Source organism: Methylobacterium sp. WL69 (assembly GCF_008039485.1).
Lineage (GTDB): Bacteria > Pseudomonadota > Alphaproteobacteria > Rhizobiales > Beijerinckiaceae > Methylobacterium.
Map to the genome: position 1 here is coordinate 1 of NZ_VRUZ01000066.1, position 24,268 is coordinate 24,268.

14 protein-coding genes and 1 pseudogene are annotated in these 24,268 nt (G+C 68.8%); 4 read left to right on the forward strand and 11 right to left on the reverse strand.

Features of this window, described 5'->3' with window-relative positions:
* The 3 genes and pseudogenes from FV218_RS16235 to FV218_RS16245 all read left to right on the forward strand — a co-directional run.
* Positions 1–379, forward strand: a pseudogene (locus FV218_RS16235) (ATP-binding cassette domain-containing protein); the annotation flags it as partial.
* Positions 379–1,728 carry an HlyD family type I secretion periplasmic adaptor subunit gene (locus FV218_RS16240; protein WP_147710745.1) on the forward strand — a complete coding sequence of 450 codons (1,350 nt, stop codon included), beginning with the start codon at positions 379–381 and terminating at the stop codon, positions 1,726–1,728. The pseudogene FV218_RS16235 and the gene FV218_RS16240, both read left to right, overlap by 1 nt.
* 337 nt (positions 1,729–2,065) lie before the next feature.
* Complete coding sequence (locus FV218_RS16245; RefSeq protein WP_147710746.1) at positions 2,066–4,432, forward strand: calcium-binding protein; 2,367 nt, start codon at positions 2,066–2,068, stop codon at positions 4,430–4,432.
* 307 nt (positions 4,433–4,739) lie between these two features.
* Here FV218_RS16245 and FV218_RS16250 read toward each other — a convergent pair whose 3' ends face one another.
* From FV218_RS16250 to FV218_RS16300, 11 genes are all read right to left on the reverse strand, one after another.
* A complete protein-coding gene (locus FV218_RS16250) occupies positions 4,740–5,600 on the reverse strand; it encodes a response regulator transcription factor (protein WP_147710747.1) in 861 nt (286 codons plus the stop codon).
* A gap of 227 nt (positions 5,601–5,827) precedes the next feature.
* The gene (locus FV218_RS16255) at positions 5,828–7,171 is read right to left on the reverse strand and encodes an HlyD family type I secretion periplasmic adaptor subunit (RefSeq protein ID WP_147710748.1); all 1,344 of its coding nucleotides are present in this window, start codon (positions 7,169–7,171) and stop codon (positions 5,828–5,830) included.
* Positions 7,171–8,910 carry a type I secretion system permease/ATPase gene (locus FV218_RS16260; protein ID WP_147710749.1) on the reverse strand — a complete coding sequence of 580 codons (1,740 nt, stop codon included), beginning with the start codon at positions 8,908–8,910 and terminating at the stop codon, positions 7,171–7,173. The genes FV218_RS16255 and FV218_RS16260 overlap by 1 nt, the downstream gene beginning before the upstream one ends.
* Before the next feature lie 99 nt (positions 8,911–9,009).
* Positions 9,010–9,933 carry an MJ1477/TM1410 family putative glycoside hydrolase gene (locus FV218_RS16265; protein WP_147710750.1) on the reverse strand — a complete coding sequence of 308 codons (924 nt, stop codon included), beginning with the start codon at positions 9,931–9,933 and terminating at the stop codon, positions 9,010–9,012.
* Between the two features lie 115 nt (positions 9,934–10,048).
* The gene (locus FV218_RS16270; protein WP_147710751.1) at positions 10,049–11,413 is read right to left on the reverse strand and encodes a polysaccharide biosynthesis/export family protein; all 1,365 of its coding nucleotides are present in this window, start codon (positions 11,411–11,413) and stop codon (positions 10,049–10,051) included.
* A 29-nt stretch (positions 11,414–11,442) separates the two neighbouring features.
* Positions 11,443–12,840 carry an exopolysaccharide Pel transporter PelG gene (pelG, locus tag FV218_RS16275; RefSeq protein WP_147710752.1) on the reverse strand — a complete coding sequence of 466 codons (1,398 nt, stop codon included), beginning with the start codon at positions 12,838–12,840 and terminating at the stop codon, positions 11,443–11,445.
* Positions 12,841–12,842: 2 nt separating this feature from the next.
* Positions 12,843–14,381 (reverse strand): GT4 family glycosyltransferase PelF, encoded by a 1,539-nt coding sequence (gene pelF / locus FV218_RS16280; protein ID WP_147710753.1) that lies wholly within the window; start codon positions 14,379–14,381, stop codon positions 12,843–12,845.
* The gene (locus FV218_RS16285; protein ID WP_147710754.1) at positions 14,365–15,381 is read right to left on the reverse strand and encodes a hypothetical protein; all 1,017 of its coding nucleotides are present in this window, start codon (positions 15,379–15,381) and stop codon (positions 14,365–14,367) included. The genes pelF and FV218_RS16285 overlap by 17 nt, the downstream gene beginning before the upstream one ends.
* Positions 15,378–16,484 (reverse strand): hypothetical protein, encoded by a 1,107-nt coding sequence (locus FV218_RS16290; RefSeq protein ID WP_147710755.1) that lies wholly within the window; start codon positions 16,482–16,484, stop codon positions 15,378–15,380. The genes FV218_RS16285 and FV218_RS16290 overlap by 4 nt, the downstream gene beginning before the upstream one ends.
* A complete protein-coding gene (locus FV218_RS16295) occupies positions 16,481–17,857 on the reverse strand; it encodes a hypothetical protein (protein ID WP_147710756.1) in 1,377 nt (458 codons plus the stop codon). Before FV218_RS16295 ends, FV218_RS16290 begins: the two co-directional genes overlap by 4 nt.
* A complete protein-coding gene (locus tag FV218_RS16300) occupies positions 17,854–20,109 on the reverse strand; it encodes a hypothetical protein (RefSeq protein WP_147710757.1) in 2,256 nt (751 codons plus the stop codon). Before FV218_RS16300 ends, FV218_RS16295 begins: the two co-directional genes overlap by 4 nt.
* Before the next feature lie 409 nt (positions 20,110–20,518).
* On the opposite strand from FV218_RS16300, the gene FV218_RS16305 reads away from it, so the two are divergent.
* The coding region (locus tag FV218_RS16305; RefSeq protein ID WP_187273084.1) for a polysaccharide deacetylase family protein at positions 20,519–24,268 on the forward strand (3,750 nt) is incomplete at its 3' end.

Sequence of the window (24,268 nt, forward strand, 5' to 3'; positions counted from 1 at the left end):
CTCGGCCGGGCAGCGCCAGCGCATCGGCCTGGCCCGCGCCCTCTACGGCGACCCCTTCCTCGTCATCCTGGACGAGCCCAACGCCAACCTCGATTCGGAGGGCGAGAACGCCCTGACGCAGGCGATCATCGGGGTGCGCCGGCGCGGCGGCATCTGCGTCGTCGTCGCCCACCGGCCCTCGGCCCTGGCCGCCGTCGACCTGATCCTGATGATGGCCGAGGGCCGGGTCCAGGCCTTCGGGCCGAAGGACGAGATCCTGAAGAGCGTGTTGCGGCCGGCCTCGGTTCCCTTCGAGACCCGTGCCGTCGAACCCCGTGCCGCCCCCGGCACGCGTCAGCCCGGCAGTTTGCAGTCCAATCCCTTGCAGGAACGCGCGTGATGGCCCTCGCCCTCGGTCCCGACGTCCCCGGCTCCGCCCTCGCGGGCCCGCGCCCCACAGCCCACGGCTCGATCCGCCGCCACCTCGCCCTCGGCCTCGGCCTCGGCGCGGTCCTGGTGGTGGGCGTCGGCGGCTGGGCCACCGTCACGCAGATCTCGGGCGCGGTGATCGCGCCGGGCCAGCTCGTGGTCGAATCCGACGTGAAGAAGGTCCAGCACCCCACCGGCGGCGTCGTCGGCGAATTGCGGGTGCGCGAGGGCGCGCGGGTCAAGGCCGGCGACGTGCTGATCCGCCTCGACGCGACCCAGGTCCGGGCCAACCTCGACATCGTCCTGAAGGCCCTCGACGAACTCGCGGCGCGCCGGGCCCGCGACGAGGCCGAGCGCGACGGAGCCGGGCACATCACTTTCCCGCCCGAACTGCTCGCCCGCCGGGACGGCGACCCCTCGGTGGCCCACCTCATCGACGGGGAGGCCCGGCTGTTCACATCCCGCGTGGCGGGCCGCGCGGGCCAGAAGGCGCAGCTGCGCGAGCGCGTCCTGCAACTGCGCGAGGAGATCAACGGGTTGACCGAGCAGGTCGCCGCCAAGGCGCGCGAGGTCGGCTTCATCACCGACGAGCTGAAGGGCGTGCGCGCGCTCTACGGCAAGAACCTGGTCTCCCTGGCCCGGGTCAACGCCCTGGAGCGGGATGGCGCCCGCCTCGACGGCGAGCGCGGCCAGCTCGTCGCCGCGACGGCCTCGGCCCGGGGCAAGATCGCCGAGATCGAGCTCCAGATCCTGCAGATCGACGGCGACATGCGCACCGAGACCGGCAAGGATTTGGCCGAGATTCGGGGCAAGTGGTCGGAGTATCGGGAGAAGCGCGTCGCGGCCGAAGACCAGCTCAAGCGCATCGAGATGCGCGCGCCGCAATCGGGCATCGTCCACCAGATGACGGTCCACACCATCGGCGGCCTGGTGACGCCCGCCGAGCCGGCGATGCTCATCGTTCCGGAGGCCGACCAGCTCGCCGTCGAGGTGAAGATCCAGCCCCAGGACATCGACAACGTCCGCCTCGACCAGGCGGCGGTCCTGCGGTTCCCGGCTTTCAACCAGCGCGTCACCCCGGAGATCGACGGGGTGGTGAGCCGGGTCTCGGCGGACGTGACCACCGACCCGAAGACCGGGCTGAGCCACTACACCGCCCGCATCCGCGTGCCGGAGGATCAGAAGGAGCGTCTCGGCGCCGTGCGCCTGATCCCGGGCATGCCCGTGGAAAGCTTCATGCAGCTCGGCGACCGCTCCGTGCTCAGCTACCTGACGAAGCCGCTCACCGATCAGATCGCCAAGGCGTGGCGAGAGCGATGAAGGCGGGGCATGAACGTTAAAGCGTCCCAGCCATCTCGCACCCGCCACGGTAAAGGGGGGAAAATCGACCGTGATTTTAGATTGTGTCAAATTTACACTTGTCTACGCATCGTGTTTTGCCTTTTGAAGAGCTTTAACAAATTTGATTTCCAATTTAACACTACTGCTTTGATATAGAGCACGATCCATCAAAATATATATTATATTATAAAATACTTATGTTTGTATTTATCGGCGATAGCTACAATTCTATCGATCCCAGAAACATCGTCGGTATATCTCTCCGGTAAATCCCGTCAACGCCACTTGCGGTTGCTTTGGGCAGGAGAACCGGGAAATGACGACGATCACGACGAAATGGGCAAGCGACTGGGCGCGCATTGCCGTGGGAGACAAGGCCGAGGTCTTTCTTGCCACCGCCCAAAGGGCGGCCGATGAATGGGCGAAGTATCTCCAGGGCGACCAGGACATCGTGATCGAGGTCGGCATCGGCAATGTCGGTGGACCGCGTTTCCACGCCAATGGCGGTCCTTTCTATCACCACAATGGCTCGTGGTGGGAGAAGCCCGCCATTACCAAGGCCCGTGATGGACGCGACATCAACGGGGGCACTTCGGACGGCCACGCGACGGTCGGTTTCGAAACCTGGGAGAAGCTCTTCTACGATCCGAAGGCCGAGCATCACGTTCCCGGCCACCAGACGGATGCCTTCTCGCTGTTCGTGCACGAAATCGGCCATGCCATCGGGTTCGTCGGCATTTCCTGGCAAAACGACCAGTGGGGCAACCCGATCTTCGATGGCCCCAACGTCCGGGCGGCCGCCGGTGGACCCATTGGCGTCGACTCCACGCGATCGCATATCTGGGGCGGCGCCAATGTCATGGATCCCTTTCTCGGCACGGGGGTCCGTGAATGGGTCTCGCCCCTCGACCTCGCCGTCCTTCAGGACCTCGGCATGCCGATCGCTTCCGAGCGGGCCGACACCATCGGGCTCGGCAGCGTCAACGACAGGTTCTTCGCCTATGGCGGGGATGACCGGATCGATGGCGGCTGGGGCGACGACCGGATCGACGGCGGCGCCGGCAACGACACCCTGCTCGGCGGCGACGGCAACGACACGCTGATCGGCGGCGCCGGCAACGACATCCTCGAGGGCGGCGCGGGCCGGGATACGCTCGACGGCGGCGAAGGCACCGACCAGGCGAAGTTCTCCGGCAAGAGTTCGGACTACGCCGTGCTCTACGACGCGTCGAGCGCCGCGGGCGCGTTCAAGATCAAGCACCTCGCCACCGGCGACGTCGAAACCCTCACGGGGATCGAGACCGTGAAGATCGGCGACGACGAGCTCGACGCCAAGGGGCTGTTCGCCCACCTGCAGGGGCGCTTCGGTCCCGTCGCGGCCGGGTCGAAGGCCGCGTTCGAGATGGTGCTGAACGCGGCCTCCGACGAGCCGTACGTCAACGACATCCCCGAGATCGACGGCGCCTTCGTGGCGAGCGCCCTGGTGCGGTTCGACAACCTCGCCGGCGGCTTCTACCAGCGCGTCTTCGACACCGGGAACGGCGCGTGGAGCGACAATGTCTGGCTCGGCCAGGCCGGCAGCGGCCGCGACATGGCGTTCGAGATCGTGGATGGGTCGACTACCCACCGGATCACGGCCAAGGACGTCATCGTCGAGGGCGTCGAGGCGCGCTGGACCGCCGCCGTGGACCCGAACGGCCGCATGAGCCTCTACAAGGACACCGTGCTCGTCGCGCAGGGCCAGGGTGTCGTGCCCCGGGACGTCGTCCGCGCGAACGAATTCGTGGGCGCGTCCAACTGGTCCTGGGACACGAAGCTCGTCGGCGCCGTCCACGACCTGAGCTTCAAGGCGGACCCCTTCGCCGACATCGACGGGGCGTTCACCGCCACCGTGAAGGCGCGCTTCGACGACCTCGATGCCGGCGCCTGGCAGCGCGTCTACGATTTCGGCAACGGGCCCGATATCGACAGCGTGTGGCTCGGCCAGGTCGGCACCTCGAGCGACATGCAGTTCTCCGTCGTGAACGGGGGCAAGGTCGGGCAGGTGATCGCCAAGAACGCGATCGTGGAGGGCAAGGAGGCCACCTGGACGACCAGCGTCAACGAGGCGGGCTGGATGCGCCTGTTCAAGGACGGCGCCGTGGTGGCCGAGGGACAGGGCCTCGTGCCGAGGGACGTCGACCGCGCCAACGAGTTCGTCGGCAAGTCGAACTGGTCCGACGTCAAGCCGTTGGTCGGCAAGGTGAGCGACCTCGTGATCACGCCGCACAAGGCCATTCCGGAGATCGACGGCGCCTTCAAGATGTTCGCCGAGGTCCGGTTCGACGATCTCGACAGCGGTTACTTCCAGCGCGTCTTCGACACCGGCAACGGCGCGGACAGCAACAACATCTGGCTCGGCCAGGACGGGAACGGCGACGACATGGTGTTCGAGATCCTCACCGGATCGACCAAGCACCGGATCACCGCGCCGGATACGATCGTGGAGGGCGAGATGGCGAAGTGGCAGGCCAGCGTGGACGAGTCCGGCTACATGCGCCTCCTCAAGAACAGCGCACTGGTCGCCGAAGGACAGGGCGCGGTGCCCCTCGACGTCGTGCGCACCAGCGACCTGATCGGCAAGTCCAACTGGTCGCCCGACGGCGCCCTGGTGGGTCAGATCAACGAGCTGATCTTCATGTGAGGGCCCGCCGCTCCGGGCGCCGTCGCCCGGAGCGGCTCCCGTCCAGGCCGGACCTCGCGCGGGTGATGTGTCCCGGTGCGGGGTCCGGAGCGCGAAGGCGGTTCCGTGACATGCGGATCGAATCGGCGCCCGATCCGGACGCCGAACATCAACGCACCGCCGGAGCGGCGACGCGTCGTCTCCGGCTCCCGCGACGCGCGATGCCTGCTTGACGCGCGATGCCTGGCGAAAATGCCGGTCATGGGCTCCGTTCGCGCGACCGGACCGTTCGCCGCCGCGGGATCGGGGGCGTCCGGCGGAACGCCGATCAGGAGCCGATGTGCAATTCGAATGACTTGAGGGCCAGTTCCGTCCTGTTTCGAACCTTGAGCTTCTTCATGATGCTCCGGATGTGGACCTTGACGGTGCTCTCGCACATGCCGAGATCGTAGGCGATGATCTTGTTGGGGCTGCCTTTCCGAATCGCCGTGATGATCGCGGCTTGCCGGGGCGTGAACGGCAGGCTGACAACGGGTGGCGTGGGGAGGCTCGGATCGGTCTTCTGCGCCGTGATCACGCTGTCGGGGGGAACATAGGACCCGCCCGACAGGATCAGGCTGATGACGCCGTTGAGGATGCGGAGATTCGAACTCGTCGGGAGAATGCCCCGTGCTCCGAGCTCGAACACCTTGATGGCCGCATCGGCGCCGGCCGTATCGCAGATGACCAGAACCGGGCAGGATCGGCACGCGCCGTGCAGGACGGTCAGGTCGGCGACGATGTCGAGGTGGCTGCTTCCCCAGAGTATGATGAGGTCGCAACCGCGCGTCGAGACGAGGTCGGCGCAGCCCTCCACGGACGGCAACGTTTCCACGTCGTAGGCCCACGATCGCATGGCCTGGGCAAGACAATCCCGAATGAACGCGCGGTTGTCGATGAGAACGACCATCCGCGGATCGGGTCTGTCCATCATGCCGGATCCGGGCCCCGCCGTAGCGGTCCGCGGTTCGTGGTTGGGCCCATGTCCCATCGACGGACCAAGATCCACCCTATCGGGGGGAAGCGCCCTGGGCGGGCCCGCTTCCGGCTTTGCAATGGCCTTCACGGCCGACGTTTCGAGGAAGATTCCGGCGCACATCTCGCAATTGAGACTCCAATGAACCAATATTCGATACAGCAATTCTGACACAGTCGAGCTGAAAGTAAATCATGTTTTTGTTGAAAACCTCAACAGTAATCATGTTTTGGCGAAAAGATTAATTTCCTATTTTGGCACGATGCAATTGAATTTCGACATTTTTGAGCATCCAATAAGAATGAATACCGAACGAATGCTGGAGACGTCTCACTGAGCGGGTCGGAATGGCACGTCATGCCCGACCGTGCCGGTAATGTCCCGCAGATACGAGGCGGAGCTCAGCGCTCACGCCAGGCCTTGGCGATCTGATCGGTGAGGGGCTTCGTCAGGTAGCTCAGGACCGAGCGGTCGCCGAGCTGCATGTAGGCCTCCACCGGCATGCCGGGCACGAGGCGCAGGGATCCGAGACGGGCGGCTTGGTCCGGCGGCAGGCGGATGCGGGCGGTGTAGTGGCTCATCCCGGTCTTCGGGTCGGTGGTCACGTCGGCCGAGACCCGCGCCACGACCCCGTCGATCTCCGGCGTCGTGCGCTGGTTGAAGGCGGCGAACCGCAGGATCGCCGCCTGGTCGAGGCGGACGTTGTCGATGTCCTGGGGCTGGATCTTCACCTCGACGGCGAGCTGGTCGGCCTCAGGAACAATGAGCATGGCGGGTTCCGAGGGCGTCACCAGGCCGCCGATGGTATGCACCGTCATCTGGTGCACGGTGCCGTCCTGGGGCGAACGCATGTCGACCCGCTTGAGCTGGTCCTCGGCCGCGACGCGCTTCTCCACGGCTTCCGACCATCGGCCCCGGATCTCGGCCAGATCCTTGCCGACCTCGGAGCGCATGTCGCCGTCGATCTGCAGGATCTGGAGTTCGGTCTCGGTGATCTTGCCCCGGGCCGAGGCCGTCGCGGCGACGAGCTGGCCGCGCTCGCCGTCGAGGCGCGCCGCGTCGCGCTCCAGGGCGTTGACCCGGGCCAGGGAGACCAGGTTCTTGCCGTAGAGCTCGCGCACGCCCTTCAGCTCGTCGGTGATGAGGCTGATCTCGTGCCGCTTGGCCCCGGCCTGCTCCGTGAGGCCCTTGATCTCCTCGCGCAGCTGGAGGATGCGCTCGCGCAGCTGCGCCTTCTGGCCCGCGCGGCCCGCCACGCGGGCGGTGAACAGCCGGGCCTCCCCGTCGATGAGGTGGGCCACCGAGGGGTCGGTCGCCCTGCGCGCCGCGAGGTCGGGCGGAAACCGGACCTCGGCATGGCCGTCGCGCTCGGCCTCGTCGCGGGCCCGGCGCGCCGCGAGTTCGTCGAGGGCCTTCAGGACGATGTCGAGGTTGGCCCGGACCTGGGTCGCGTCGAGGCGGATCAGCACGTCGCCGGCCTTGACCCGCGCGCCCTCGCGCACCCGCAGCTCCCCGACGACGCCGCCGGTGGGGTGCTGGACCTTCTTCACGTCGGATTCGACCACGAGCTGGCCCGGCGCGATCACCGCGCCCGAGATCTGCGTGACGGTGGCCCAGCCGCCGACGCCCACCACCAGGGCCGCGCCGAGGCCGAGGCTGAGGGCGAGGTGGCCGTGGATCGATCGGTGGGCGGTCGAGGGGCCGAGGGCCGCGGCAGGGGCATTGAGACGAACGATATGGGTCATCACGCACTCTCCCGCAGGGCGCCGACGGCGGGTCGGGCGTCGGATGGAACGGAGGCCGGCCGCAACACGCTCTTCAGGATCTCGTCCTTCGGCCCGAAGGCCTGGGCACCGCCGTCGGCCATCATCAGGATGAGATCGACGGCGGCGAGGGCCGAAGGGCGGTGAGCGACGACGACGCAGATGCCGCCGCGCCGGCGCACCCCGAGGATCGCCTGCGTCAGGGCGTTCTCGCCCTCCGAATCGAGGTTGGCGTTGGGCTCGTCCAGGATGACGAGGAAGGGGTCGCCGTAGAGGGCGCGGGCCAGGCCGATGCGCTGGCGCTGCCCGGCCGAGAGGCCGGCGCCGCCCTCGCCGATGCGGGTGTCGTAGCCCTCGGGCAGGCGCAGGACGAGGTTGTGCACGCCGGCCGACCGCGCGGCGGCGATCACCGCCTCCGCGGGGGCCGCCGGATCGAAGCGGGCGATGTTCTCCGCGATGGTGCCGGCGAACAGCTCGACCTCCTGGGGCAGGAAGCCGAGATGGGGGCCGAGCTCGCCCGTCGACCACTGGTCGAGGGCGGCCCCGTCGAGGCGGACCTTGCCGCGGAAAGCCGGCCAGACCCCGACGACGGCGCGGACCAGACTCGACTTGCCGGAAGCCGAGGGGCCGATGATGCCGAGCCCCTGGCCGGCCCGAAGCGCGAAGCTGACGTCCCGGACCACGGGCACCGGGGTCCCGGGCGGGGCGACGCTGATGCTCTCGACCTGCAGGGACCGGACCGGGGCGGGCAGCGCGTGGCGCGCCCGACCGGGCGGCAGGGCGGCGAAGAGCTCCGACAGGCGGGCCCAGGACTGGCGGGACTGGACGAAGCCCTTCCAGTTGACGATGGCGAGCTCGGCCGGGGCAAGCGCCCGGGCGACGAGGATCGAGCTCGCGATGATGATCCCGGCCGAGGCCTGGCCGTTGATGACGAGCCAGGCGCCGAGGGCCAGCACCCCCGATTGCAGGGCCATGCGGAACACCTTCGACACGGCCCCGAAGCCCCCGGCGATGTCGGAGGTCCGCTGCTGGGCCTGCATGTAGTCGCGGTTGGCCCCGGCCCAGCGGGTGGCGAACCGCTCCTGCATGCCCATGGCGGCGAGCACCTCGGCATTGCGGCGCCCGGCCTCGGCGAGGCCGTTGCGGTTGAGGCCGTGTCCGGTGGCCGTCCGCGCGGGTCCACGGGTGGCGCCGTCCGTGAGCAGGCCGATGATCGCGAGGGCGACGGCCCCCACCAGGGCGGCGACCCCGATCAGGGGATGGAACAGGAAGCAGATCACGAGGTAGATCGGCATCCACGGCAGGTCGAAGAAGGCGGACGGTCCGGTCCCGCCCAAAAACCCGCGCAGCTGGTCGAGGTCGCGCAGGGGCAGGAGGCCGTCCCCCTGGGTGCTGCCCTTGAGGGGGCTGCGCACCACGATGTCGAAGACCCGCGCGCTCAGGGCCTCATCGAGGGCGGCGCCGACGCGGGTCAGGATGCGGGAGCGCAGGGTCTCGAGGGCGCCCTGGAAGGCGTAGAGCACGAGGGCCAGCAGCATCAGGCCGACGAGGGTCGGCACGGAGCGGCTCGGGATCACGCGGTCGTAGACTTCCAACATGAAGAACGAGCCCGTGAGGTAGAGCACGTTCACGAGGCCGCTCATGGCGCCCACCCCGATGAACGCCATGCGGCACCGGGACAATGCCGAGGCGAGCTCGGCCGAGTTTCGGTCCTTCGTCATGCCCCGCCTCCTCCTGAACCATATCCGGACCGCCATCCGCTCTCGGACAGCATTGCGTTCGGCGAACTACGTATTGATACTCTAATACATTAAATATTATCAATCTTTCGGGATCGCGTCGAGAAGTTTTACTCCAATGAACGGCGTCATTCCAAGGTTTTTGAGCTGAAATCTGCATTTGAGCTTTGAAAAGTACGTATCGGCATACTCGATCGCCAGGATCGGAAGGCCGTGCGCCTGGGCCTTGCGCAAATAGTTCAGGCTCCACTGCACGTCGGCGTCGGAATTGGCCTGGCCCGGACCGTGCAGGTTGTAGAGCAGGCTTTCCTTGCTCACGGCGTCGATGGCGGCGAGGTAGGTCTGGCTGAGGAGCAGGGGCTCGGCGTTCTGCCCGACGACGAGAAACCCGGGACGGCGGGCGCGTCCGCGGTCCGAGACGGCCTTCACCAGGGTGATCATCGCCTCCTGCGCCCGCAGGCGTTGATCCGGCCAGTCGCCGTAGGCATCGACCCTGTCGAGGAACACGCCGTCGAACCCGGCATCGAGGATGCGGTCGAGCGTCCCGCCGGGGCCCAGGAGCATGTCGCGCCAGGCCGGATGCCAGAACCGCACGGCGAAGCTGCCGGGCCAGTTGGCGTTCTCGGGACCGAGCCAGGGCGGCGGGTGCTGGCGCCAGTCCGCCTGCCAGTAATCCCGGTAGCTTTCCGCTTCGCCGATGCTGACATAGGCCAGGACGAGGCGCCGGCCACCATCGGGCTTGCGGCGCAGGAGGACCGTCTGCGCTTCGGTCAGGGGTTTTCCCTGGACCACCGGATCGAGGACGATGAGATCGAGGGGCGAGCCCGCCACCGCGTCGAGGTCGATGTTCTGATACTGGCAGCCCCACCGCTCGACATCGAGGCCGCCGAGCCGGGCCGCCGGTCCCGGTCGCATGACCGCGCCCGTGGCGCCGCCGCCGACCAGGGCGGCGGTGCCGAGGCCCACGCTCATCAACAGGGCACGGCGGTTGAACTGGATCATCATGGCCGGATACCCCTGAAACGGACGCCTGGACCGGACTTCGACGCAACGGGCGGGTTCGTGTGGCGACTGACTTCGAGACTCACTTCGAGGCTTACTTCGAGGCCTACTTCGAGGCCTACTTGGCGACGAACCGTTCGCCGGCCGGGCCCGTCCGGCATTTGGCCGTGCAGACCCGCAGGACGTCGCCCGGTTCGAGGAGATCGGTTTCCCGGGCACTCAGGGTCTCGAAGCCGTCGGCGGTGGCGCGCAGGATCTCGAACACCACGCCGGCGGTCTCGGAATCCCGGCCGGGAGGGCTCGCGAGTTCCTGCATCGCCGCCGTCGCGCTCAGGACCGCGGCGGCGCGCTCGGCGTCCCGCACCTCGGCCGCCGCGCTCGCGAGGTCGCGCTCCAGGGTGAGACGGCGGTCGAGATCGGCCTGGACCACGCCCTTGCGGGCGGCTTCGAGGCGCTGCTCGGCCTGGAGCAGGCTGATCTCGATGTCCCGGCGACGCCCCTCCATATCGACGAAGTCCCGCCGCACGTCCGCGACCCGCTCGTTCTCGACGACCTGGCGCGTGAACAGGGCCTCCATCATCTTGAGGCGTTCGCCGCGGACCTTGATCTGGGCGTCGTAGCCCGTCCTGCGTTGCTTGATGAGTTCGATCTCATCGACGAGGGCAGCGATGGTCGCGTCGCGCGTGGCCCGGACGCTGCCGGCGTTCTGGGCCCGCAGCCCCGCCATCCGTGCCTCGGCCGCGACGAGCCCGTCGATTCCGGCGAGGTGGCGCAGGGCGTCGACCGACTTCGCCAGGGGGGTGCCGTCGCGCTCGGCCGTCAGGGCGGCCATGCGGACGAGGGACGTCTTGACCCGCTCCCGGGCGGCGTCGCGGCGATCGAGCTCGCGGATGGTCTCGATGGCGGGGTTCGACGCCGACGTGGCGAGGTCGCCGCCGGCGAGCGCCGCGGCCTGGACGACGATCATGCCGGGGGCGATCGGATAGGCCCCCGGCGAGCGGACCGCTCCGACGACGTAGACGGGCGAGCGCTGCACGAAGGCGATCGTGATGCTGGCCGTGCGCTGGTAGGTGCGCGTGAACGCCGCGCCGAGGTCGGTCCGGAAATCCTCCATCGACCGCCCGCCGGCGGCGATCTGGCCGAACAGGGGGAAGGTCACCACACCGCCCGCCTCGACGCCGTACTCACCGGACAGGTCGAGGCGCGGATAGGCGGTCTGGACCATGGGCGGTGATCCGGCCTCCTTGCCGGCCGGGGCGGTGGCGGCGTCGGAGACCTCGATGGTCTCGAAGAGGGTGATCTTCAGGCGGTCGCCGACGTGGAGCAGGTTCCTCGGGGTCCCCTCCGCCACGGCCGGACCGGCGGCGAGGGCCGCCGTGACGATCCAGGCCGCCGAGACCTGCAGCGCCGCGACCCGGGCCACCGAGACCCATGCGGCGGCGCGGGCCGTGCGTGCGATGCGGCGTCTCCAAGAATAGATCATGATCCCCTCCCGTGATGTGGCCAATGGATTCAGACCGCGGACCGCGTCGCGCTCCCGACGAAGGTGCGGTGATTGATGCTGCGCAGGATGGCGAGAAGCGCCCCGAGGGCGGAGAAGCCCAGGACGATGCAGGCGATCATGTAGCCGGCGGCGGCGAGCCCGAGATCGAACCGCGAGAACACCACCGTTAGGACGCCGAGGCAGGCGACGAACGCGACCTGCAGGGCGGCGTAGAGGCGCGTGGCGTCGAAGTAGATGAGGATCGCCGAGCAGGTCATGAACAGGAACTGGAAGAGGGCTCCCGTCGCGCCCATGCGAAAGAGGGTCAGTTGCTGGAATTCGAGACCGAACGCCTCGATGATCGCCGGGGCCGTCAGGAGAACGATGGTGCAGAGCGCGGTCTGGATCAGGATGATGCCGGTCAGCGTCTTGATGGTCTCGTGCCGGAGGATCGATTCCTTTTCCAGAATTGTCTTCAGGGTCGCGTGCTGGTCGATGGCCCGGAAATAGGTTCGGTAATTCTCGAAGAACGTCGTCTCGACGCTGGTGACGAACAGGGCGAGCGCCGGAACGACGGTGAGGCTCGCGATGAACATCGGGGCATCGTAGAGGGGCGCGTGGATGAGTCCGACGTCGAGGCGCTCGCCGTAGCCGCTGAACCACATGACCCACTTGTCGATCCAGACGCTGAGCCCGCTGGCGAAGGCGCCGAGCGCGAGGGCGGGGCTGATCCGCACCCGCTGGACGACGCGGGCGGTGACGGGGCCGAGGGCGCGGCACGGGGCCGTGAAGGTCGCCATGAACCGCGCCGTCAGGCACACGAAGACCACGAGGAAGCCGAGGGCGAAGCCCAGCATCATCGCGACGGCGCCGAGCTGGCAGAAGGCCGCCGCGATCGCCAGGGTGGTGCCGACCGCGAGTCCGAGGACGAAGCCGATCGTCACCTGGAGGTAGTCGCGCATCGCCCCGCAGAACACGAGGGCGACCCAGACCATGGCGACGAGCTGGGCGCTGGCGATGCCCGCCAGCGCCACGGGGGCCGACGTCGCCATGACGACGCAGAACACGAGGGCGCCGAGCCCCAGGGTCAGGGCGCTGCCGGCCAGCATCGTCAGCAGGAACAGGGCGCGCACGTCGTCGTAGCGCCTCAGGAAGAGGTCGTCGGCGAGAACCCGCGTGCCGATCATCGTCACCGGCGTCGTCGCCACGAGGGAAATCGAGAAGACGTAGACGAGGAGCACCCGGAAGGTGGCGAGCTCCTCTTCCCCGATCACGCCCCGGGTGACCTCGCTGATCATCAGGATGACGAGGACGGTGTAGAGCCAGGGGCCGGCCGCCACGATGGCCGCGTGGACGATGGCCGCCATGGGCCCGAGGAGGTCGTCGCGGCGCCCGAGGCGGCGCAGCTCGAATCCGATGCCGGCCATGGCTAGGACGCCCTCCGGGCGGCGTGATCGCCCGACAGCTGGAGTAGGTCCGCGTAGGTGCGGCGATAGGCGTCGAGGGCATCCTGCGACGCGTAGTACCGGCGCACCCGCGTCCGCAGGGTCTCGCCGCAGGCGTGCCGGAAGGCCGCGTCGCCGAGGAGGCGCCCGACGGCCCCGGCCGTCTGCTGGGGATCGACGAGGGCCGTCACCAGGCCGCCGGCCCCGAGGCCCGGGGACTCGTCGGAGCGCCCCTCGAGGATCTCGCGGCAGGACCCGACATCGGTGGCGACGCAGGGGATTCCCGCCGCCCCCGCCTCCAGGATGACGAGGGGCTGGGCCTCGCTCAGGCTCGTCAGGACCACCACGTGGATGCGCGAGAGGTAGGCGACGATGTTGACCGCACCGGTGAAGACGACGGTGTCCGCGAGGCCGCATTCCGCGACGCAGGCCTCGCATTCGGCGAAGTACGCCGGGTCCTCGTCCGTCGGCCCGAGGACCAGGGCCTGCAGGGTGGGGAAGCGGGTGCGCAGGATCGCCGCCGCCTCGATGTAGGACTTCACGTCCTTGATCGGGACGACCCGCCCGATGAGGGCGATGGTGGGGGGGGCTTCGGCGGCGGTCTGCGGGAGGCCCTCGAAGCGGGCGACGTCGATGCCGTTGGGGATCACCGCCAGGCGCTCGCCGGGCGCCCCGAGGGCGCGCTGGAGGCGCTGGTTGTCCTCGTAGAGGGTCACGATCCGGGTGCAGGCCTGGTAGCAGATCAGGGCCTGCGCCTCGAAGACCTGCATCCAGATGTCCCGGAGGTCGACCCGGCCGTCGTCGAGGTCCATGCCCTTGTCGACGGTATCGCAGATCCACTCGGCCATGAGGATCTCGACGCGGCGCTCGTTGGTGTAGATGCCGTGCTCGGTGATGAACGCCGGCGATCCGGTCTCGATCACGGCGCGGGCCGCCAGCAGGCCGGCGTACCCCGTGGAGATCGTGTGATAGACGCGGGCACGCGGCAGATCGGAGACCAGCACCGCGAACAGGCCGCCGAACAGGGCGCGCCACGCCCAGAAGAAGTGCAGGAAGGAGGCGTGCGGCATCAGCCGCTCGTACATCCGGCACGTCAGCCGCCACGACAGGGGCGAGACCATCAGGGTCTGGATGGTGAAGGCGTTGCGCGGATCGGCGACGAGCCGCACCAGCCTCTGGAAGGCGGCGAGCCCGCCCCCCGTCACGAGCAGGATGAAGGCGTCGGCCAGCGCCTCCTCCATGCCCTCCGGCCGCGCGGCGTCCCGGCACGACGCCGTCTCGAACGGCCGGTGGAGGGGAAGGCAGCGGAAATCGACGACGTTCGCGGGCAGCTGGTAGCGCGGCTCGCGCGGCGCCGTGTCGGCGACGATGGCGACGATGGCGAAGGTGAGGTGGGGATGGCCCTTGATGAGCCAGTCGACCCAGGTGGAGACCCCCCCCGGAACGAAGGGATAGCAGCCCTCGACGATGACGCAGACATCCGCCTCCGGCGGTGTCGCGCGGGGCCTAGCGAGGAAGGGCATCGCGGGTCGCTCCGGGGCGGGCGGGGATGGGGGTCGGACGGCCGACCACGCGGTGCAGGTCGCGCGCGCGGGCCAGTTCCATGAGGCATCGGATGCGCAGGGCGTCCTCGTCGGGCGAGCGGGCGCGCGTCGCCTCCAGGGCCGCGCGCAGCTCGTCCCAGCGTCCGAGGCCGGCAAGGAGCCCAAAGACCTGCCGGCGCAGAGGCCTGTCGTCCGGCCGGTCCCGCAGGCCGGGCCGGCAGAGTCCGAGGGCCGCCTCGCGCGCGACCGTGCTCTCCGAAGGGTCGAGGAATCCGCTGTCGGCGAGGAGGGCGAGGCGTTCGGCCCGGGCGGGATCGACGTCGGCGGGGTCCCCGGCGTTCGGGCAGACCTTCCCGAACTCCGCCCGCAGGGCCGTGCGCAGCTTGACCGAGACGGCGGCGGCGTGGACGCGGATGCTGGGCTCGGCGCTGCACAGGGCCTTGCGCAGCAGGAGCCGGTACTCGGGGAAGTAGGACAGGCCGATCAAGCCGAGCAGGGCCTGCTGCTGCGCCAGGGGACCGTCGAGGACCGTATGGAAGCGGGCGACGGCGTCGGGGCCGGGCCGCCGGGCCCGGCCGTCGACGATGCGGTCGTAGAGGGCCTCCGCCCGGTTCAGGTCCGGCGCGCCCGAGATCCGCCGGTACCAGACCGCGAGATCCGAGGCGGGCACGTTCGTCCGCACCAGCAGAGCATAGAGGACGAAGGTCGCCAGGGTCCCGAACGGGCCGGCGCCGGCGCTGAGCAGCGTCACCACGACGAGGAACGTCAGGTCCCCCGCGAAGGCCGGACGCGCCGTCGCGACGAAGAGGCCGAGGTTGAGGCCATGCCCGACCAGGGCCGCCGGGCCGCTCAGGTCTCCCGCGAGGAAGCCCGCGAGGACGAGGGCGTCGACGGCGAGGAGGAGGAGGAGGGCCGACGTCGCCCGGGGCGTGAGCCGTGCGGTGAACGGGATGGCGGGGACGGTCTCGATGCCCGTCATGGCGCATGCCCGGCGTGGCATTCGGCGACGGCCGCGCGCTGCGACGCCACGGACGCCGTGGCGAGGTCGCGGATCTCGCGGGTGCAACGGACGATCACCGCCTCCGGGACCTGCCGGTCGAGACGCTCCCCGAGGGCGCCCGCGATCAGCGCCACCGCCTCCGCCGTCGCATCCCGCAGGCGATGCAGGGGCAGGGTCTCGATGACGAGGAGGCCGTGGCTGCCGCCCCGCCAGGCCCGCGGAACCGAGCAGGCGTAGACGCCGAGACCGTCGAGGAGCTCGGACTGCGACGCGTCGAAGACGCTGAGGACGGCCATCTGCCGGTGGGCGATGGCGTGGACGGAGCCGACCTTGAAGACCGTCTCCACGGTCAGGCGCCCCGGCGTCGCCTCGTCGCGGCTCCCGAGGGACGCGGCGACGTCGTCGCCCTCGACCCGGTAGAACGTCCACGCGGCGCTCCCCATCCAGCGTTCGATGCCGGACCGGAGGAGGGGAAGCGTCTCGGCGGACGGCCCCCCGCGCAGGGTGCTCAGCGCCTCCACGGCGGCCTCGACGGACGAAACCTCCGCGGTCGCGACCTTGCGCTCGCAGCGGGTGAGCTCCTCCTGCAGGTCGATGGCGTAGGACCCGATGGTGTCGCGCTGCGTCTCCGCCAGGACCAGGCGGTCGTGGATCGACCGGCGGTCCTTGATCTCCCGGCTGCGGAGGCCGCCGACCACGAGGGCGCCGATCATCCACAGGACCGGTTCACGCCAGGTGCGCAGGGAATAAGCGAAGTAATCCTCGGTCCCGGACTGGGCCGGCCATCCGACGACCCAGCTCAGGCAGGCCGCGAAGGCCGCCACGAGGATGCCGCTCGCACTCCCGTACTGCACGCTGATGAGGATGACGGGAATCCAGAACGGATGCGGCGCGATACGGGCGAGGGATGCGGGGCCGGGGATGATCCATTCGACGATGAGCAGGATCACGAAGATCAGGCCCGCCTCGTAGCGGCCGCGAACGGAGAACAGGGACGCGGCGACGTCGCGCGTCAGGAACCGGAGGAGGGTCGCGGCGCCCGCGGCCCGCAGGGGCGTGACGGAATCGACGGACCATCTCATCGCGTCGCCCGCCCCGTCAGGTTCGCATCGGCAAAATTCGACCGTCGCACGCTCACCCGGCCGATCTCGGCGCCGAGATCGCGGTGCGACGCCTGCAGGCCGGCCGGCAGATCGCCCCGGCGCCGGACCTCGTCGAGGATCTCGAAGCCCCGCAGCGGTCCGAAAGCCGTCCGCAGCAGGCGGGACCAGTCGAGCTGCTCCGGGACGGACAGCGCGCCGGGCTCCGCCGTGGCGAGCAGGTGCTGCGCCAGGGACCGGCGCCCCGTCGCCAGGGCAATGCGCGCGCCGAACACCGGCCGCTCGCGCAGGAGCTCCATGGCCAGGGGCGGCTGGAGCGCGAGGACGACTCCATCGCCAAACTGGCTCGCGAGGGCCTCGGCGAAGGTGGCCTGCGCCGCGGTCTCGGCCGGTCGGGCACGCAGTCGGGCGAACGCGCCCCAGAGGTGGGCCGGGCGTCCGAAGCGTGCGGCGACCTCGACGAAGCTCTGGACCTCCTGCACCGTGAGGCGGGTCTCCGGCCAGGGCCAGTCGGCGAGGACGGCATCGGCCGCCCCGCGGGCGCCCTGTTCGCCCAAGGATTTCGCGAGATACAGGCCGCCATCGGGGTGCAGCGCCGCGCTGGTCCGGGCCAGGCGCGCGGCCACCTCCATCGGCGCGTGGCGGGCCAGGCGCAGGGTGAACCGCGTCGCGAGCCACGGCTTCTTCCAGAGGGCGAGCCAGCCCTGCGCCCGCCGGGCGGCCTCGGCGTGATGCCCGCCCTGGACCAGCAGGGTGAAGAGCAGGGTGCGGCTTCGCTCGCCATCCCCCGCCGCGGCCTCGTCGGCCCGCTTCAGAACCGAGATGGCCTCGGCGTCGCGTCCCTCGGCGGCGAGCAGTTCGGCGAGGCGCTGGACCTGATCGGAATCGAGGGACAGGGCCCGGTCATAGGTCTGGAGGACGGCCCGCTCCTCGGCGAAGCGTCCGGCATACCGGTGCAGGGCGGTGAGGCGGGCCAGGGTCTCGCGGGTCGGTCTCGCCTGGAGACGGGCCGCCAGGGCCTCGGCGAGGCCGTCGGGGTCCTCCGATCCCTCGTAGCGGTTCACGAGCCAATCCAGGGCCGCCGTGTCGTCGGGGCGGGCGAGGCGATAGAGCTCCATGGTCTCGGTCGCACGGGCCGGGTCGCCGAGGGCGTCCTGGAGATGGGCGAGCGTCATCAGCATGTGCGGCGTCGCCCGCCCGACGGCCAGGACCGTATCGATCTCCCGGGATGCCTCGGCCCGGCGGCCGTCCCGGATCAGCGTCGCGATGCGCTCTTCCGGCCCCGATTGCGCGAGGTAGCCGGCGGCGAGGCAGATCGCCACGATGACCGCCAGGAGAATGCGGGCACTCTTCATCGCGTCGCCTCCGCCGTGGCCACGCGCCGGATCTCGACGCCGAGGGGGGCGATCCCCGCCACCGGAATGCTGAAGCTGAGCCGCCCGTCGACGGACGGGGCGACCTCGGCGCTCCAGAGATCCTCCCCGTTGCGGCGGGCGATCACCCGGTAGGCCCCCGCGGGCACGCCGTCCCAGGCGAAGTCGCCCGGACCGAACCCGCTCGCCTCGTAGCGCCAGTCCGCGCCGGACCGAACGACCTGCCACAGCCGCCAGCGTGCATCGGCGAGGGAAACCACCGCGGGGGCCGGGCCCGCCCCCGTCCACAGGACCACCCGGGCGGGCTCCACGGCGCGGTCGAGGGCGACGTAGAGGGCGTCGCCGTGACGGGTCCGCCCGATCACCCCGACGGAGCGGGACAGGTCGACGTCGATGGCCCCGGCGGCGTCGAAGCGGACGGTCTGGACGGCGCCGCGTCCGGCGACGCTCCAGGCGCCGTCCCCCAGGGCGTCGATGGCGACACCGGGGAAGTCCTGCGCCAGTTCGGCGTAATCCGCCGCCGTGATCGGCGCCACGGGCGCGGTGCGCGCCTCGGCGAGATGGGCCTGGACCTCGCGCAGGGCCGGCTGCTTGCCGAGGGACGCGAGGTGATAATGCAGGCTCGAGCCCTTCAGCCGGCGCGGAATCTCGGTGTTCAGGGCCGTGGTGCGCAGGCCCCGCAGGGCGGCCACCATGGGACGCCACGCCTTGGACCGGGGCAGCTCGTCCGAGGCGACGGCGTAGGTCTGCCGCTCGATCCCGACGGGGCGCGCGATCGGCGCGAGATGGCTGACCGAGGGGTAGCCCGGATCGAGGCGGCTCTCGCCGCCGTTGATGTTGAGGAGCCCGAGGCGGCGCGTCGCCGCGATGGCCCCCTCGAACGGTTGCGCGTCCCCGGTCCATTGATAGAGCCGGATCGACTTGTCGGCCGGCAGGAGGGTGCGCGCCGTGGCGAGGGCGGTCTCGGTCTCGATGCGCAGGTCGAAGGGGAAGCGGAAATACTCCCGGGGCAGATCGCGCCCGCCGGCGACGTGGCTGTCGATGGCGGTGCCGTATCCCGCCAGATCGAGGAGCCGGCGCAGGCCGAACCGGTCCTGCGGGGCGTCGGCCGTGACCGCCGCCGTCTCCGCGGCCCGGTCCGCCTCCGCGAAGAACGCCCAGCGGTGCGGCCGGGTGTAGGACGCGACGCCGGCTTCGACGTTCGGGCTCGACCAGATCTGCCGCACGAGGTCCGTCGGCGTGGCGTTGCCGCCGAGCAGGGGATCGAGGTCGCCCGGCGTCACGGCCAGGGTGACCGGCAGGTCGGGATAGGCCAGGACGATCTCGTTCAGGAACACCTGCGGAACCAGAACCGGCTCCTGCTTGCGGGCGACGATGACGTCGTTCAACCCGTCGCTGTCGACGTGATGGAAGTAGAGCCGGCGCCCGGACACCGTGGTGACGTCGGGGATCGGCCAGGGCTCCGACCGGAGCGCCCGGGCGAAGAAGGCGAACGGGTCGATGAGCCAGCGCGACCGTCCGAGGCCGCCATCCTCGACGATCTCGAAACCCGATGCGGCGTAGCCCCCGCGCGGACCCGTGGCGACGACGACGCTCGTCCCGCCGCCCTCGCGCCTGGGGATCGTCAGGTGCAGCCAGGGCTCGACGTCGGACCGCACCGCCGTGACGACGTCGTAGGTCGGCAGGACCGGATCGAGGCCGCGCTCGAACGCGGTCAGCCGCTTCGATACCGGGACGGCTTCGGTGCCGAGGGTGAGCTCGATGGCGCGCCGCTCGTGGCGGAGACCGAGTTCGGACAGGACGGCGTTGATGGCCGGATGGTCGTCCGACCAGAACGCGCCGCCGGTCGATCCGAGGATCACGACGCGGCGGGCCGACCGCGCCGCGATCCTCGCCCAGGCGAGGTACGGCCCGCGTGCCGCGGGCGGTGCGGCGAACCAGGTCAGGATGCTGGCGTAGCGCGCCACCGCGCCGGGCTCCGGCAGGGGATCGCGCACGTCGCGGTACACGACCGCGTAGCCGAGATGGTTGAGGACGACTTCGGCGTACTTGTGGATCCGCGTCCGGTCCGGCGCCTGTTCTTGCGCCCCGTCGTACAGGGCGAGAATCTCCCTTGCGACGATCTCCTTGGCGACGATCTCCTTGGCGACGGTCTCCCCGGCGACGGGAGCGGCGGCGGCGGGCATCGCGGCGAGCGCGGCCCCCGCCAGCCAGACGGCGCAGGCCGGGGTCATCAGTGATCCGGCGATCCGCGAACGAAGGTCCCGTGCGCCCTTCCGGGAGCCCATGCCCGGTGCGACGGCCCTGTGCGGAGGGAGCCGGCCCCCATCGCTCGCACTTTTCACATCACCCTCCGCCGCTCAACGACGGCCAAGGTACGCACGCAAGGGGAGTACGTGCCATGTATCAAAAGGCGTAGGCCGTTAACCATTAAGGTTTATATTGCTAACGAATTATTAACGTGCTCTAAAAATTCAGTAATGCCACAAGAAGAATAGATCGTCGTTAGTCTCGAAGACAGGAGATGACGACGCCTCCCGCCTGCGTATTGGCGGAGAATGATTACCGACAATCTCTCGGCGAGATCACATCTACTTTCAGCAGTCGATGCACGATGGAACGCGTCGCACCCCGGAGGACGAGATGGCACACGTGATCGACGGCATCCTTGGCGACTGGACGAAGAACGAGCGGATCGATCTGCCGGGCGAAGGCGCGGCGGGCTTTGCCGTCTACGGGACTTTGGAGACGCTGCCAGCGGGGAAATTCTATGTCTTCGCGCTGCAGGCGCCTGGCGCGCTTCTGCCCGACACGAAGCTATGGCTGAACGCCGACCGGAATGCGGCAACCGGCTTCCAGGCCTCTCCAGAGTCCAGACTGGGCGCCGAGTACTACGTCAACTTCTACACAGACGGAAAGCCCTATCTCTACAGCATCACGGAATCAGGCGCTCCCGGCGCCGCGGTTCTCTTGGATTACAAGTATTCTTCAGACGGCAAGACGATCGAATTCTCGATCCCGCAAGCCCTCCTGGTCACGCCGGGCGACAAGGATCTGGGCCTCGATCTCAAGCTGGGCGTTAACTACAGCGACGGGACGGCAACCAAGGCGCAGCCCTTACCGATCAGCTATGCGGCGGCGTCCCTGACCGTCTACGATCCCGCGACCCTGCCGCCCCAGCCGGCCGACGCGCACAAGATCGGCATCGTCTATTCCGAGACCACGGCGGCCAAGTATTTCGGCGGCACGCCCGCAGGGCTCATGGCCTATTCGCAGCTGTTCATGGCAGCCCAGGATCAGGCCACGGCCGCCGGCCTGTCGTTCGATGTCCTGAAGGAAACCGACCTCAAGGACCTTGCCAAGATCGCGGGCTACGACACCCTGGTGTTTCCGTCGTTCGGTAATGTCAAAGCCGCCGATGTCCCGCAGATCCAGGATGTCCTCACCCAGGCGGTCTACCAATATGGCGTGAATCTGATCACGGCCGGCAACTTCATGACCAACGATGAGACCGGATTGGCCCTCAGCGGCGACCCGTACATCCGCATGAAGACCCTGCTCAACCTGAACATCGCCGGCAACGCGAGCGACGCGGCGGTCGTCGTCAAGGCCAACGACCTGTCGAACCCGATGCTCGAAGGCTACAAGGCCGGCGAAGTGATTCACGACTACGCCAAGATGAGCACCAACTGGTTCGTCAGTGCGGATGGCACGGATGTGAGTCATATCGCGACGCAGACGGTCAATACGGTCACGGTCGATGCGGTGATCGGCACGCAGACCGGCGGCCGCAACGTCCATTTCGCCAACGAGAGCCTGCTCGGCGACAACAACATGCTCCAGCATGCCCTCGACTACGTCGAGAAGCCGGCGACGGGGCCCGAACTCAGCCTGAAGATCAGCCGCGACGCCGCGATCGTCGCCTCGCGCTCCGACATGGACCAGGCGCAGGAAACCGCCGATGTCCAGGCGGGCATCTATGACAAGATGCTTCCCATTCTCACGCAATGGAAGACGGACTACAACTTCGTCGGGTCGTACTACATTGATATCGGCAGCGGCACTGCTCAAAATACCACCAACGGCTATACGGACTGGACCAAATCAAAGCCGTATTATGACAAGATGCTCGCCATGGGCAACGAGATCGGTTCCCATTCGATCACACACCCCGACGACACGAACAAGCTGACCGCCGACCAATTCAAGGCGGAGTTCGAGGTTTCGAAGACGACGATCGAGACGATGCTCGGGATCAAGGTTGCCGGCGCCGCTGTCCCCGGGGCGCCGGAACTGTTACCGACGGCGCAGGCCATCGAACAGTACTATACCTACATCACCGGCGGAACGACGCTGATCGGCGCGGGCTATCCTGGCGCGATCGGGCACCTGACGCCTGGGGACTCCAAGGTCTACATCGCTCCCAACGTGTCTTCGGACTTCACCCTCATCGGCTTTCAGAAGATGTCCGCAGCTGCCGCGTCCATCGTATGGCAGAACGAATTCAAGAGCCTCACCGCTCATTCGGACATGCCGGTGATCGTCTGGCCCTGGCATGATTACGGCGTGACGGAATGGCCCCTCGACGCGACGGGCTCCCAGTATTCGACCAACATGTTCACGAGCTTCATCAAGACGGCCTACGACGCCGGCTCGGAGTTCGTCACCCTCGCCGACCTCGCCGAGCGCATGAGCGCCTTCGACGCCGCCACGTTCAACTACCAGTTCGACGCCACCGCGAACGCCGTCACGGCGGTGGTGGGCTCGACCAGTGCCGGCAAGTTCGCCCTCGACCTCGGAAACGCCGCGACGATCAAGAGCGTCGTCAATACTGCGGATGGCACTGCCTACTACGCCTACGACGCCAACAGCGTGTTCGTCGACAAGGACGGTGGCACCTTCCAGATCAATCTTGGTCCGACCCCGGACGACGTCACGCACATCACCAAGGTGGCCGACCGCGGGGATCTCGTCAGCGTCAGCGGCAATGGGACCAACCTGGACTTCACGATGATCGGCGAAGGCAAGGTCCTGATCGACCTCGTCGATCCCAAAGGACGGCCCGTGGTCGTGCAGGACAACGGGGTCACCATAACCGACCCCATGAAGGTGAGTCTCAACGGCGACAAGCTCCAGATCGATCTGACCGGCCTCGGCCAGCACAAGGTCAGCGTCACGCTGGGTTCGACCCCGGTCGCGACCAACCACGCACCGACGGTCGCCAACCCGCTCGTGGGTGCGGCGACGGAAGGCGGCGCGAGCGCCAGCTTCAACCTGCTGACCGGCGCCATCGATCCGGATGTCAACGAGACCGACTCCCTGGCGGTGAAAAGCCTCGCCTACACCATCGATGGCGTCCCCTCGGCCACGATTCCGGCGGGGCTCACCTACGACGACGCCCACACCCTGAGCATCGATCCCAAGCACGCCGCCTTCGATGCGATGCCGATGGGTGCCACGCAGGTGCTCGTGGCCAGCTACGACGTCACCGACATCCATGGGGCGAAAGCCGCCAAGACTCAGACCCTGACTCTGACGATGACCGGCACCAACGATGCGCCCAAGGTCACCGGCCCACTCGCGACCTTGGTCACCAAGGGCGAAACGAGCCCCGGCTTCGATCTGCTCACCGGGGCCAGCGATCCGGACACCGGCGAAACACCCACCCTGGCCGTCAAGACCCTCGTCTACGCCGCTAAAGGCAGCACGGCCTGGGCGGCGCTTCCGGAGTGGATGACCTACGATGACGGGACCCACAAGCTGTCCGTCAATTCTAACCACGCCGCCTTCGCGTCCCTGACGGCGGGCACCGAGCAGGCGTTCGACGTCGGTTACGACATCACGGATACCCACAGCGCCAGCGTCCACCAGACCCTGACCCTGACGGTCAAAGGGGCAGGCACCGTGACGCCTCCGGTGACACCCCCGGTCACGCCTCCCGTGACCCCGCCGGTGACGCCGCCCGCCCCGTCGGGTCCGTCGTCCCCGGCCAGCAACCAAGCGCCCCTCGTCGCCGGCCCGCTGACGGCTTTCGTCATGGAGGACGCCTCCCCGCCCGATGGCTACGACCTGATGGCGGGTGCCAGCGACCCCGATGCCGGCGAGACAAAGTCCCTCACCGTCGAACACCTCGTCTTCTCCACGGATGGCGGCACGCCTTCGGAAATGGCCCCGAAAGGGCTGCACTACGACGCCGCCACCCACATGCTGACCGTCGATCCGTCCGACGCGGCCTTCGATGCCCTCACCGCGCAGGACAAGCGGGTGATCGTGGCGAGCTACGACGTCACCGACATCCACGGTGCCAAAATCCAGCAGACGCACACCCTGACCGTCATGGGCGTCGACGTCGTCACGATGCCGGGGACGGAGCCGCCCGCCCCGCCCTCGACC